14 protein-coding genes and 1 pseudogene are annotated in these 13,692 nt (G+C 40.7%); all 15 read left to right on the plus strand.

Features of this window, described 5'->3' with window-relative positions:
- Positions 1-5: 5 nt before the first annotated feature.
- The gene (locus IEW67_RS13265) at positions 6-581 is read left to right on the plus strand and encodes a SpoIIIAH-like family protein (RefSeq protein ID WP_188633560.1); all 576 of its coding nucleotides are present in this window, start codon (positions 6-8) and stop codon (positions 579-581) included.
- A 224-nt stretch (positions 582-805) separates the two neighbouring features.
- A complete protein-coding gene (accB, locus tag IEW67_RS13270) occupies positions 806-1,309 on the plus strand; it encodes an acetyl-CoA carboxylase biotin carboxyl carrier protein (RefSeq protein ID WP_188633561.1) in 504 nt (167 codons plus the stop codon).
- Between the two features lie 13 nt (positions 1,310-1,322).
- Complete coding sequence (accC, locus tag IEW67_RS13275) at positions 1,323-2,681, plus strand: acetyl-CoA carboxylase biotin carboxylase subunit (protein ID WP_188633562.1); 1,359 nt, start codon at positions 1,323-1,325, stop codon at positions 2,679-2,681.
- 1 nt (position 2,682) lies between these two features.
- A complete protein-coding gene (locus tag IEW67_RS13280; protein WP_188633563.1) occupies positions 2,683-3,069 on the plus strand; it encodes an Asp23/Gls24 family envelope stress response protein in 387 nt (128 codons plus the stop codon).
- 208 nt (positions 3,070-3,277) lie between these two features.
- On the plus strand, positions 3,278-3,658 hold the full coding sequence (gene nusB, locus IEW67_RS13285; protein ID WP_188633564.1) for a transcription antitermination factor NusB: 381 nt from the start codon (positions 3,278-3,280) through the stop codon (positions 3,656-3,658).
- Positions 3,659-3,696: 38 nt separating this feature from the next.
- On the plus strand, positions 3,697-4,557 hold the full coding sequence (gene folD, locus IEW67_RS13290) for a bifunctional methylenetetrahydrofolate dehydrogenase/methenyltetrahydrofolate cyclohydrolase FolD (RefSeq protein WP_188633565.1): 861 nt from the start codon (positions 3,697-3,699) through the stop codon (positions 4,555-4,557).
- Entirely contained in the window at positions 4,547-5,905 is a 1,359-nt protein-coding gene (gene xseA / locus IEW67_RS13295; protein WP_188633566.1) for an exodeoxyribonuclease VII large subunit, read from the plus strand. The genes folD and xseA overlap by 11 nt, the downstream gene beginning before the upstream one ends.
- Positions 5,889-6,122, plus strand: coding sequence for an exodeoxyribonuclease VII small subunit (locus tag IEW67_RS13300; protein WP_188633567.1), 234 nt, complete (start codon positions 5,889-5,891; stop codon positions 6,120-6,122). The genes xseA and IEW67_RS13300 overlap by 17 nt, the downstream gene beginning before the upstream one ends.
- On the plus strand, positions 6,119-7,009 hold the full coding sequence (locus IEW67_RS13305; RefSeq protein WP_188633568.1) for a polyprenyl synthetase family protein: 891 nt from the start codon (positions 6,119-6,121) through the stop codon (positions 7,007-7,009). The genes IEW67_RS13300 and IEW67_RS13305 overlap by 4 nt, the downstream gene beginning before the upstream one ends.
- 672 nt (positions 7,010-7,681) lie before the next feature.
- Positions 7,682-8,275 carry a hypothetical protein gene (locus IEW67_RS13310; protein ID WP_188633569.1) on the plus strand — a complete coding sequence of 198 codons (594 nt, stop codon included), beginning with the start codon at positions 7,682-7,684 and terminating at the stop codon, positions 8,273-8,275.
- Between the two features lie 40 nt (positions 8,276-8,315).
- Entirely contained in the window at positions 8,316-9,128 is an 813-nt protein-coding gene (locus IEW67_RS13315) for a TlyA family RNA methyltransferase (protein WP_373288545.1), read from the plus strand.
- A gap of 18 nt (positions 9,129-9,146) precedes the next feature.
- On the plus strand, positions 9,147-9,596 hold the full coding sequence (gene ahrC, locus IEW67_RS13320; protein WP_188633571.1) for a transcriptional regulator AhrC/ArgR: 450 nt from the start codon (positions 9,147-9,149) through the stop codon (positions 9,594-9,596).
- Between the two features lie 16 nt (positions 9,597-9,612).
- A complete protein-coding gene (recN, locus tag IEW67_RS13325; protein ID WP_188633572.1) occupies positions 9,613-11,322 on the plus strand; it encodes a DNA repair protein RecN in 1,710 nt (569 codons plus the stop codon).
- Between the two features lie 225 nt (positions 11,323-11,547).
- Positions 11,548-12,852, plus strand: a complete 1,305-nt coding sequence (gene spoIVB / locus IEW67_RS13330) for a SpoIVB peptidase (RefSeq protein WP_188633573.1) — start codon at positions 11,548-11,550, stop codon at positions 12,850-12,852.
- A 261-nt stretch (positions 12,853-13,113) separates the two neighbouring features.
- Positions 13,114-13,569 (plus strand): annotated as a pseudogene (locus tag IEW67_RS13335) (response regulator); the annotation flags it as partial.
- Positions 13,570-13,692 lie beyond the last annotated feature (123 nt).

Genomic DNA, 13,692 nt, shown 5'->3' on the forward strand with positions numbered 1-13,692 from the left:
TCAACATGTTAAAAAAACAAACGGTATGGCTTTTAACAATGTTAAGTTTAATGATTGTACTGAGTGTCTATTACATGACCTCATCCGGGAATGGTGGTGACCTCGCTTATATCAACCAGGACGATAATAATCAAGAAGAAACTGCGTCTTCGGATGCCAAAGAGGGCAAGACAGAAGAAGGCGAGACAAATGCTGATGTGGATGATATGTCCAATGTAAGTGATGATCAATTATTTACGACGATTCGAATGGAAATTCAAAATGAACGCAGTGAGACTAAAGATCGGTTGGATGATGTCGTTGCCTCCAGTACCGCAAGTGTTGAGGAGAAAAATGATGCCAGAAATGAAATGAATCAACTTGATGAAATTGCCAGAAAAGAAACGGTTTTGGAAAAATCCATTATGGCTGCAGCTGACTACAGTGATGTTCTTGTCAGACATGAAGATGATAAAGTAATTGTTCACGTCAAGGAAAACGAGCAATTCAGCAAATCTGAGGCAGCTAACATCATGCAAATGGTCCGCGATGAGTTTGGTGAGATAACGGTTGATGTTGATTATGAGCCTGTTAAAGGATAGTAAAGCTTGCAGAATAAAACCGGGTTGTAAAACACCCGGTTTTTTGTTTTCTTTCCATTAAACTCGCATCGATTTGAGAAGATTGATATAATTAAAGGTGCTTAAAACATATTCCATAAATGACTCTTCAAAGGTCCGGGTTGAAGTTTGGATTAAATTTATCGTAAAATGTTTAAAGGCGTTATTCGTTTCTGTTATCAATTTTCAAATGAAGGAGTGCCAAAATGTTAAATATACAGGAAATACGTGAACTGATTAACCTGGTTGATCAATCCACCATTGATGAATTCACCTATGAAACGGACGGTACAACTGTTTCCATGAAAAAATCAGTTAACAATTCAGCAACTGCTGTGAGCACAGAAACAGCAACAACCCCCAGGGAGTCTGCAGCCCCGGTTAAAACAGCTGATCCAGGGCTTCATACTGACCAAAGTGAAAACGACACACCACAAGTTGAACCGTCTTCTGCAAAAGCTGCAGAGGGAGACAAGGCAATTGTGTCGCCAATGGTGGGCACATTCTATGCTAAACCGACTCCTGAAAGTGATACATATGTGAAAAAGGGGTCAAAGATTGAAGAAAATACAGTTGTTGGTATCGTGGAAGCTATGAAATTGTTTAATGAAATTGAAGCTGAAACTTCTGGAGAAATCACGGAACTATTGGTTGAAGATGGCGAATTGGTGGAATACGGCCAGCCATTATTCAGAGTAAAAACAGTATAGGGGGATGTCGCGGGTGATTAAAAAACTGCTGATTGCAAACAGAGGAGAAATAGCGGTTCGCATCATACGAGCCTGTAAAGAAATGGATATTGCAACGGTTGCTGTTTACTCTGAAGCAGATAAAGATGCATTACATGTTCAGCTGGCTGATGAAGCTTATTGTATCGGACCTGCACTTAGTAAAGACAGTTACTTGAACTTTACAAACATCATGAGTCTTGCAACTCAGACCGATGTAGATGCTATTCATCCCGGATATGGGTTCCTAGCTGAAAATGCTGATTTTGCAGAGATTTGCAATGCATGTAACATCACATTTGTCGGTCCTCCTGCTGCGGCAATTCAAAAGATGGGCATCAAAGACGTTGCAAGAGAAACAATGAAAGCAGCGGATGTACCGATTGTACCGGGATCTGAAGGAGTCATCGAAAGTGAGGACGAAGCCATTCAGATTGCAGAGGAAATAGGCTATCCGCTTATAATTAAAGCAACTGCCGGTGGCGGCGGAAAAGGCATACGTGTTGCCAAGACTAAAGAAGACCTTATCAAGGGTATACGCGTGACTCAGGAGGAGGCTGAAAAATCGTTTGGTAATCCAGGTGTTTATCTGGAAAAATTTATTGAAGATTTTCGTCATGTCGAAATTCAAATCCTGGGCGATCAGCACGGAAATGTCATTCATCTTGGTGAGAGAGATTGTACTATTCAACGGCGTCTTCAGAAATTAATTGAAGAGTCACCTTCGCCTGCTATAACACCGGATATACGGGAGGAGATGGGCAAAGCTGCTGTAAAAGCTGCTAAAGCCGTTGATTATGTTGGTGCTGGAACAATCGAGTTTATCTTCGACCGAAGAAACCACATGTTTTATTTTATGGAAATGAATACACGTATCCAAGTGGAGCATCCTGTCACTGAAATGGTGACCGGTGTTGACTTGATAAAGGAACAAATCAATGTTGCCAATAATGAAAGACTCTCCTTGTGCCAGGAAGATATCGAATTTGAGGGATGGGCTATGGAATGCCGCATTAATGCCGAGAGCCCATTTAAAAATTTCATACCATCACCAGGTAAAATTGAATTGTATCTGCCTCCGGGCGGATTGGGAGTGCGGGTTGATTCGGGTGCCTACCCGGGCTACAGCATACCGCCTTTTTACGATTCAATGGTTGCGAAATTAATTGCGTATGGAAAAACGAGAAAAGAAGCCATTAACAGAATGAAACGTGCACTTGATGAATTTGTTGTTGAAGGTGTTGATACAACGATCCCATTTCACCGTCAGATAATGGATCATGCTGTTTTTGTGAATGGTGATTTTAATACGAAATTCCTTGAGGAAAATCCGATTACAGAAAAGGATGATTGAGATGAGTGAACAGCCTTTGCTAAATGTAAGTGATGGTTCGGAATTAGGGAAAGTCGAGATTGCCCCGGAAGTCATTGAAGTCGTTACTGGCATTGCAGCATCTGAAGTGGAAGGCGTCTCGTCAATGCGGGGTAATTTTGCGACTGGTGTTGTTGAACGATTTGGTAAAAAATCACATGGTAAAGGTGTGAAGGTCGATCTGTCCGAAAATGGCATCCTTATAGACTTATTTGTTGTTTTGAACTTTGGCGTTTCGATCCCTAAAGTAGCGCAACAGCTTCAGGAAAATATCCGTCAGACGCTAAAAAACATGACCGCACTGGAGATTGATGAAATCAATGTTCACGTTGTTGGAATTCAGATGGAAGACATTGAAGATAATGAATAAAAAAGCAAGGTCAAAAGGGTAAGCTCTTTTGGCCTTAATTTATAACGTCAGAAAGTATAAATGATGGATGACCTTATAAGAAAGCTTCGGCATTCGCTATAAGGCGAGGCGAATGCCGAGTTTTTCTAATCATCTCAGGTTGTTCTAGTTTTCGGTTTAAAATCGTGTTATGATTTGTGTGAGATACAAGCCAAAGGAGTTATGCGCGATGAACAGGCACGCGGCAAGAGAAAAAGCAATGCAAATATTATTTCAATTGGATATAAATGACAAGCCGCCTGAACAGGCTATGAACGATCATCCTGAGACATTGGAGAGTGATGATTATTTAAAAGATCTTGTCGAAGGGGTATCCGCCCAAAAAGATATTATCGATCAAACGATAACGGAACATCTGGAAAAGTGGTCAATGGATCGCGTTGCCTCCGTGGAAAGAACAATCTTGCGCATCGCTGTCTTTGAGATCAATTTCCGGGAAGACATACCGCAAAACGTGGCGATTGATGAAGCGGTCGAGCTTGCCAACGTATACGGTGATGAGAAAGCCGGGAAATTCGTAAATGGCGTTTTATCAAAAATAGCTGCATAAACAGATAATATCTGATTTAAAGAGAGGGGATAGAACTTATGACAGCACAGGTGATTAAGGGAAAAGAGCTTGCACATAAATTGCGAGAGGAAATGGCGGAGGAAGTGACACAATTAAAAGAAAAGGGAATCATACCCCATTTGACTGTTATTATCCTTGGAGATGACCCCGCTTCAAAATCCTATGTAAATGGAAAAAAGAAAGCGTCAGCCGAGACAGGGATCTCCTCCGATATTATTGAAATGCCATTGTCTGCTTCCGAGCAGGAACTTCTCGATAAAATCGATATACTCAATAACGATGATCATGTACATGGTATCCTTGTTCAGCTGCCGCTTCCGGAACATATAAATGAGCAGCATATTATCGAAGCGATAAGTCCTGATAAGGATGTTGACGGGTTTCATCCGAGCAGTATCGGAAAAATGTTGACGGGCAATGATACGTTTTTACCATGCACCCCACTTGGTATTTTAACCATGCTGCAATCTTATGGCATTCAAATAGAGGGCAAACATGCAGTCATCATCGGACGAAGCAACATAGTCGGCAAGCCTGTGGGGCAATTGCTGCTGAATGAACATGCAACGGTTACATACTGCCATTCGAGAACAAAAGACATGACGGCCTTCACTAAAAGCGCCGATATTCTGATTGTGGCAATGGGGAAACCAAACGTAATACGTTCAGAACATATCAAGGAAGGTTCGGCCATAATTGATGTAGGGATTAACCGTAAGGATGACGGTAAGTTGACTGGGGATGTAGATTTTCAATCCGTATCCGAAAAAGCGTCGTACATAACACCAGTCCCAAAAGGCGTGGGGCCAATGACGATTACGATGCTGCTACAAAATACGATTAAAGCTGCTAAAGGACTGTCAGGAGTTGGAAGATAAATATTTAACCGTAACAGCGCTGACTAAGTATATAAAACGTAAGCTTTCAGCAGATAACCATTTAAAAAACATTTGGCTAAAAGGCGAAATATCGAATTTTAAACATCACAGCCGAGGACATATGTATTTAACAATCAAAGATGATCACGCCCGGATTCAGGCTGTTATGTTTGCAGGCAATAACCGCAGATTAAAATTCAGACCGGAGAATGGCATGAATGTACTGATTCGCGGGGATATCGGAGTATTCGAGCAATTCGGCCAATATCAATTATATATTCAGCAAATGGAACCAGATGGACTTGGTTCGCTATATTTAGCATTTGAACAGTTAAAAGAAAAACTTCATAAACAAGGCTTTTTCAATGACGATCATAAAAAGAACCTGCCAAGATTTCCTGGAAAAATTGGTGTCCTTACATCCCCCACTGGAGCTGCGGTTCGTGACATTATTACGACTATCAAACGGAGATATCCTATTGCACAGACGATAATCATCCCTACACTTGTTCAAGGGGAAAATGCTCCCGATTCAATTGTTGATGCCATTAACAGAGCAAATAAAGAGACCGATTGCGATCTATTAATCATTGGAAGAGGCGGTGGGTCTATAGAAGAACTCTGGGGATTCAATGAGGAGATAGTGGCGAATGCCATTTTTCATTCTTATATTCCTGTTATTTCTGCAGTTGGTCATGAAACAGATATAACCATCAGTGATTTTGTAGCGGATGTCCGAGCGCCCACGCCTACAGGTGCGGCAGAAATCGCTGTGCCATCCCGGTTGGAACTTGCAGATAAAATTAACAGCATGAAGCGTTCACTGACGAGGGTACTCACGGATCAGATAACAGGTTCAATACAAAATTTAAACCGCATGAAACGCTCATATGCCTTCCGTTATCCCGAACAATTAATGGCACAGAAAGAACAAGAATTGGATAAATACGTGGAGCGGCTTGGGAAAGCATACCAGCATGAATTTAAATGGAAGTATGAGTCATTGTCAAATTTGTACTCAAGGCTTATGGCTTTACACCCCAGACAACACATTGAGCGTGCAGACAAAGAACTAAAACAGTTGGATAAACAGATCACTTATTTGATTTCAAGCCACTTGGAGCAACATTCGGACAGATTGCAAAAAGCACTTGAAAAGCTGGCTTTGCTTAATCCGCTTGAAACAATGAAACGCGGTTATGCCATAACATATTCTGCATCAGGTGATCTGGTGAAATCCGTTAAAGCAGTGGATGAGTCAGAGCAAATTTCCGTCAAATTGGCGGATGGTACACTAAATTGTCGTGTCTTGGATATTAAGGAGGAGGACAATGGAAAACAAGAATAATCTCTCATTTGAAGAGGCCATGCTTGAGCTGGAAACAATTGTGGAAAAGCTTGAAAAAGGAGATGTACCTCTGGAAAAAGCTATTTCATATTACCAGGAAGGAATGAAGCTTTCCAAAATGTGCGGTGATAAGTTACACAATGTGCAAGAGCAGATGACTAAAATCATGAACGAACAGGGACAACTTGAGACGTTTGAAGTACAGGAGGAAGAATGATTGTGCAGCAGAAACTTAATAGCTTCATCAATATAAATAGGGAAAAGATTCAGCAGGCACTTACACATCATTTGCAACAGCTTGATATACCTGATCAACTGAAGGATTCGATGATTTATTCTGCAGAGGCGGGCGGAAAGCGGTTAAGGCCAATTCTTTTAATGGCAAGCTTTCACGCTTACAGCAATGATGATAGTAAAGTGCTTTCATTGGCTGTCGCATTGGAGCTTATTCATACGTATTCACTGATACATGATGATTTACCGGCAATGGATGATGATAATGTACGCCGAGGACTCCCGACAAATCATATTAAATTTGATGAAGCTACTGCTATCTTAGCTGGCGATGCACTATTGACCTTCAGCTTTGAACTGATTGCACGTGACTCCCATTTAACAGACGAACAAAAAGCTCAACTTACGAGGCTACTTGCGGAGGCAAGCGGTCCAAAAGGTATGGTAGCCGGTCAGATTCTTGATATGGAAGCGGAAAGAAAAGCGGTGACTCTGGAAGAACTGGAAACAATTCACACGCTCAAAACAGGAGAGTTATTCCGGTTTGCAATCCGCTCAGGAGCATATCTGGGAGGTGCAACACGTGAACAAATCGCTCATTTGGATAAATTTGCTCATTTTCTCGGCCTCATTTTTCAAGTTCAAGATGATATATTGGATGTTACCGGAGATGCTGAAAAAATCGGTAAGCCGATTGGCAGTGATGAGGTCAATGAAAAAAATACGTATGTTAAATTATTGGGTGTTGATGGAGCTGTCGAAAAGAAAGAGTATTATGTGAACAGAGCAAAAAAAGAACTTTCTGGAGCAAATGCCGACGCATCTTATCTGACAGCGCTTGTTGACTATTTCAGTAAGCGTGACCACTAACTTTTAATAGTATATTTTTAAACCATATGTTATAATATGATTACAAAGGGAATGGTGCAGTATTCTAGTCAGCCCTCCGCTCCTGAAGGCGGGCCTAAAAATCCGCTAAAGGGCACATCGATGAAGTTCCTTGTGCCGGCTTGAGGCGCCCAGCCTTGGGTCGGTGCTGGGAGTTAAGGTTTTCGGGCGATCCGCAAAGGCATGTGGGCGTTGACCCGATTACCGTGGAGGCCCATGTCTGTAGCGTAATCTAAGCCTAGATTGCATTATGGAATGGGGTATGAACCTGTGTAATAGGGTGAGGGTGACCTTATTCACAGCGTAGCCTGCCTTGAGTGGTGATGAGGGAATTAGAGTTTTAAGGCAGTCCAAACGGCCATTGGATTGCTCGTGTCTCTATGAAATCATCCCTGCAAAAGAGGATAGGGAACGGTTAAAGGCTGCCGAGGAAAGCTCCTAGACTGTTCGATGACGTTTAAAGGGCATTATAGTGCGGACTAAGTGGCAATCCAGTCCGGTATTCGGAAACGATGCCGAGGTGGATTTAAAGGGGAACCGCCCCTATGGCAACATTGGGTATCTACCTGGGAAAACCTACTGGACCTAAGCCGCAGTTTTCACCCTTTAAACGACCATTCCTTGTTTATACATATTTTTAAAATAGGGGTTAAAATGAATCCGCAAACAAAAAATTCCTTAAAATTCAGTGTTACCATTGCCGTTATCACGTTTGTGCTAGCGGCTATTTTTTCAGTGGTTTCCGAATCTGTCCTTAGTAACGTTATATGGATCTTCGGATTACTGATTGTCTTAATTATAGTGTTTGTAGGTGTCATTTTTGATATGTTGGGAATAGCTGCCACTGCAGCTGTCGAAAAACCATTTCATGCAATGGCAGCCGAAAAAGTGTCCGGTGCGAAAGAGGCTGTTAATATAATCCGCAATGCTGATAAATTTGCCAGTTTTTGTAATGATGTTATTGGTGACATTTCCGGGGTGGTCAGTGGTACTGCTTCTGCCACTGTGGTACTGCAGATATCCAATTTGGCTGGAAACGGTGAAGGATCCGCTCTTCAAATAACGTTATCTGTTATTTTAACAAGTCTTGTTGCAGCCTTAACAGTCGGCGGAAAAGCCGTTGGGAAATACGCCGCTATTAATGCATCGACAAAAATCATTTTTTTTGCTGGAAAAACAGCTGCATTTATTGAAAAGAACTTTAAAATCCGACTGATTCCCAACGGAAGCAAAGAAGCTAAAAAGTAAAGTTCATGTTCAATTAAAAACTTAAAAAAGGATTTATATGATGACAAAGAAACGTTTAGACGTTCTGCTGGTGGAACGGAAAATGGCGGATACCAGAGAAAAAGCGAAACGAATGGTCATGGCCGGTCTTGTTTTTAGTGAACAAGAGAGATTGGACAAGCCTGGTGTCAAAGTTGATGATACCATGCCATTGCGTGTAAAAGAAAAGTTGTATCCATATGTTGGCCGTGGTGGTTTGAAACTTGAAAAAGCTCTTGATGCTTTTTCCATAAGTCTCAATAATAAGATCATGATGGATGTTGGGTCATCTACAGGTGGGTTTACTGATTGTGCATTGCAGCACGGTGCCCGGCTCTGTTATGCCATTGATGTCGGGTATAACCAGTTGGATTGGAAATTGCGGAATGACGACCGGGTAGTTGTGTTGGAACGGACAAATTTTCGGTATGTGACACCTGATATGATTCAGTATGGATGGCCGGATTTTGCAGCAATTGATGTATCATTTATTTCCCTTAAACTCATATTACCTGTGCTGAGCAAGTTACTTGACAAGGGGAGCGATGTCATTGCTTTAATCAAGCCTCAGTTTGAAGCGGGTCGAGATCAGGTTGGGAACAAAGGAATTGTCCGTGATAAGGCTGTGCATTTACTTGTATTGCAGGAGAGTGTGAAGTTTGCCCGTCAGCAGGGCTATCAGATCCTCAATTTGACATATTCGCCGATTACGGGTGGTGACGGCAACATAGAATTTTTGATGCATTTGGGCTGGAGAACAAATAAGACAATATTTAATAACAACGATGCCGGATTACAGCAAATAGTGAAAGAAGCCCACCAATCATTTAAGTGAGGTTCTGGAGGACTGTTTATGAGTAAAATCCAACGCCATATTAAAATACGTGAGCTGATAACAGAAAATGAGATCGATACGCAAGATGAGCTTGTTGATGAGCTGAAATCACTCGGATATAATGTTACACAAGCCACCGTTTCACGTGATATCAAAGAGCTGCATCTTGTTAAAGTGCCTTCGTCCAGCGGTAACTACAAATACAGCTTGCCTGCGGATCAGCGCTTTAATCCGTTGGAAAAATTAAAACGCTTAATCAGGGATGCTTTTGTAAAAATTGAGTATACGAGCCATTTCATTGTTTTAAAAACATTGCCGGGCAATGCCCACGCAATTGGCGCGCTGATTGATAATTTGGAATGGGATGAAATCATGGGCACTATATGCGGCGATGACACATGCCTGATCATTTGTAGGACGGAGAACGATTCGGCTGTTATTGAGCAGCGTTTCCTGGGTATGCTTTAATCGTGGGGTGACTGATGTGCTAACAGAATTATCAATCCAGGACTTTGCTATTATCGAAAAAATTTCTATCACCTTTAATGACGGTCTAACTGTTTTGACCGGTGAAACAGGTGCGGGCAAATCAATTATGATTGATGCTCTACAGCTTCTGGCCGGTGGACGCGGCTCAGCTGAATACGTACGACATGGTGCAAGCAAGGCTCAAATGGAAGGTCTATTCATTTTAGATACAAACAGACATCAAATAAATGAAACAGCATATCAATATGGCATTGATGTGCAGGATGAAATGGTTGTGCTGCATCGCACAATAACATCAGGTGGAAAAAGCATTTGCAGAGTAAATGGCAAATTAGTCACACTGGCCATCCTTAAAGAATTTGGAAAACAGTTAATTGATGTACATAGCCAGCATGAAACCCAATCATTATTGGAACCGGCTAACCATATACAGTTATTGGACTTGTATGATAAAGAACGAATATCAAATGTGAAACAAGAGTACACCCGTTTATATGAAAAACTGATAACACTCCAAATGCGTTACAAAGAATTAAGCGAAAACGAACAGGAGATGTCGCAGCGACTGGATTTATTAAAATTCCAGCATAACGAAATTGAACAAGCTAGTTTAGTTCCAAATGAAGATGACGAACTCGAAGATGAGCGTAGTCAATTAGCCAATTTTGAACAAATTTACAATGGTTTACTGGATGCCTATAATGCCCTTTATGGTGAACAAAAAGGACTCGACTGGCTGAATATGGCCAGCCAGTCACTTCAAAACAGCCAAGAATATGATACGTTTATTAATGAAAAAGCTGAGGAGATGTCGAACCATTATTTTTTAATTGAAGAGTTGATGTATGAATTGCGAAGTTACGCTGATACTTTGGAATATGATCCTCAACGCCTGAATGAAATTGAATCACGATTGAATGAAATCAGCCAACTTAAGAAAAAATATGGTTCAACAGTAAATGAGATTTTGGAATACCTCGGTAAAGTTGAAGAAGAGATTGAACAAATTACCGATAAAGATTCACACTTAGCAAAATTAGATGAACAAATTGAGGATATTTATCAGGATACCTGTTTGGAAGCTAAGCAGCTGCATGATCTGCGCAAAAAAGCTGCTCAATCTTTAACAAAGAATATTCATCAAGAGTTAAAAGATCTATATCTGGAGAAAACATCCTTTTCTGTTTCTTTTGATACTAAGACAGGTCATGGAGATCGGCTAAAATTGCATAAAAATGGGTTTGATCATATTCAGTTTCAAATAGCAACGAATCCCGGCGAACCACTGAAGCCGCTTCACAAAATCGCTTCAGGTGGTGAACTTTCACGGATTATGCTTGCATTAAAAGAAATTTTTGCAAGGCATCAGGGGATAACAAGCGTCATCTTTGATGAGGTGGATACCGGTGTCAGCGGAAGAGTAGCCCAGGCCATTGCTGAAAAGATATTACAAATTTCCAGTCAGTCACAAGTTTTGTGTATTACACACTTGCCGCAGGTGGCTGCTATGGCTGATACACATAAATTGATTAAGAAACAAGCAAACAATAATCGCAATTCAACGGTCGTTGAGGAGTTATCCAAAAGTAAAAAAATCGATGAATTAGGCCGTATGATTACCGGAGCCAAATTGACAGATACCGCAAAAGATCATGCCACGGAAATGCTCGAATTAGCCGCCGATTATAAAAAAAATAATGGATAAAGTATTGCAGAGAGCCAGAAGATATAATATCTGGCTTTTTTAGTGTCAAAAAGTATGAATGATGGATGACGAAACCTCACTATAAAATGAGTCGAACGCTTTAATTTTTTAATTACTTTCGCAGGAAATGTTACACATCTTTTCTTGATTTTCACCAGTTTAAAACGGACTCGGTTCGGTCAGATTAGAAATACAGAGAGAGAAAATGAAATGGTGTGGGTTAGGATGAGGAGAGTGAGTTGGGTGAAAAAACATCGAAAAATCAGGTTGTTGATCGGAATTCTGTTTCTCGTAACCGTTTTTGCATTACCTTTTATTAGCCATAACCTTTCCATTTCCAATCAAATTGTGGCTTTTAATGATTCATCAGCAACACCTGTAAGTATACCTGCTTTCGGAGAAGATGCATCTGCTGCTTCCCCGGACAACGAGACGATGCAGGCAATTGATTCTACAGATTTTTATCCAAGGGAAACAGGAAAAAATGAACTGATGTATCAAGCTGCAGGACTTCCGAAAAAGAAAGCGGAAGCCTCGGTACCGGAAGATATTAAAATTGTTCCAGGAGGCCAATCAATTGGGGTACAACTTCATACACTGGGAGTACTCGTTGTTGGCCATCATCAAATTGAAGGTGAAGATGGGATGATATCGCCAGGTGAGGAAGCAAATATTCAGGTGGGTGATGTCATTTTAAAAATAAATGATAAAAAGGTAAAGGAAATGGAAGATGTTAAGCCCTTTGTAAAAGAAGCTGGAAAAAAAGATAAATCATTGGATATTACACTAAAGCGTGATGAAAAAACCATTGAGACAACATTGGATCCCATAAAAAGTAAAGATGAAGGAGAATACCGGATTGGACTGTATATTCGAGATTCGGCTGCTGGTATTGGAACCATGACATTTTATGATCCCGAGACCAAAAACTACGGGGCACTTGGACATGTCATTTCTGATATGGACACACAGAAGCCGATTGAAATCCACGATGGATCGATTGTGCGTTCGAATGTCACATCGATTGAAAAAGGCAATCACGGTAACCCCGGTGAGAAGCAAGCGAAATTTTCCGTTAAGGATAAAAAAATTGGATCCATTACCAAAAATAGTCCGTTTGGTATCTTCGGGCAATTAAACAAAAAAATATCGAATGGCAAATATGACGAACCAATGCCAGTCGCATTGTCGCATGAAGTCAAAGAAGGACCGGCAAAAATTTTAACTGTTCTTGATGGTGAAGAAATTGAAGAATTCGACGTAAAAGTTGTGAGCAGTGTACCTCAAAAAGTTCCAGCCAAAAAAGGAATGGTTATCCAAATAACTGATGACAAGCTTTTAAAAGAAACTGGCGGAATCGTTCAAGGTATGAGTGGCAGCCCAATTATCCAGGATGGTAAAATAATCGGAGCCGTAACACATGTATTTGTAAATGATCCCACAAGCGGTTACGGTGTTCATATTGAGTGGATGCTACAGGAAGCGGGTATAGAAATGGAAAAAGAAACAAATCAGAATAAGGCAAGCTAAAAGAAAAATGACTTGCTGTAGGAAAAATTCCTATAGCAAGTCATTTTAATGGAATATTATGCTACAATATTCCAAATATTTTTCGGCAAATTCGATAAATCAGTGTCAAAAATTATCGAATTGTATCGATATTTAAAGTAAATATGCGGAAATCCAAATATACCTAAAAAAAATTAAAGTTTTTTAAATAAAAAAAGGATATTTGGAATCTGTGTCGAATATATAAAGTGGAGAAAGATCGAATTAAAGGAGGAACTTTTCGTGGGAAAAATTTCAGTTTGTTTAGTGGATGATAATAGAGAACTCGTCCAATTAATGGAGGAGTACTTTGGAGAGCAGGAAGATATTGAGGTCATTGGGGCAGCATACAACGGCCGAGAATGTTTGGATATGTTGGATGAATTGGAACCGGACGTACTCGTATTGGATATTATTATGCCTCATATTGATGGACTTGGAGTGCTGAATACGATACGCAGTGAATCACACGCGCATAATCCAAACGTCATTATGCTGACAGCTTTCGGGCAGGAAGAAGTCATGAAAAAAGCAGTGGATCTCGGCGCATCTTACTTTATACTAAAACCGTTTGAATTAGACAATCTTGCTGAACAGATCCGCCAGGTAGAAGGCACAGATACTGTAAAGCAGGCACCGTCGAAGAAGTCTGGCGGCAAAGAACGCAAGAAAAAAGACCTGGAGGCAAATATTACAAACTCGAGTTTCGCACCCTGATAAATCAATAAAAAAGCGCCATGAAAATGGATAAAAAAACGTAAAAAAACCCGCATGAACACTGGCTTTTGGTATAATTAAGGTACCAATCCAAATCATGCCAAA

It is taken from the genome of Lentibacillus kapialis (assembly GCF_014646635.1).
Lineage (GTDB): Bacteria > Bacillota > Bacilli > Bacillales > Amphibacillaceae > Lentibacillus > Lentibacillus kapialis.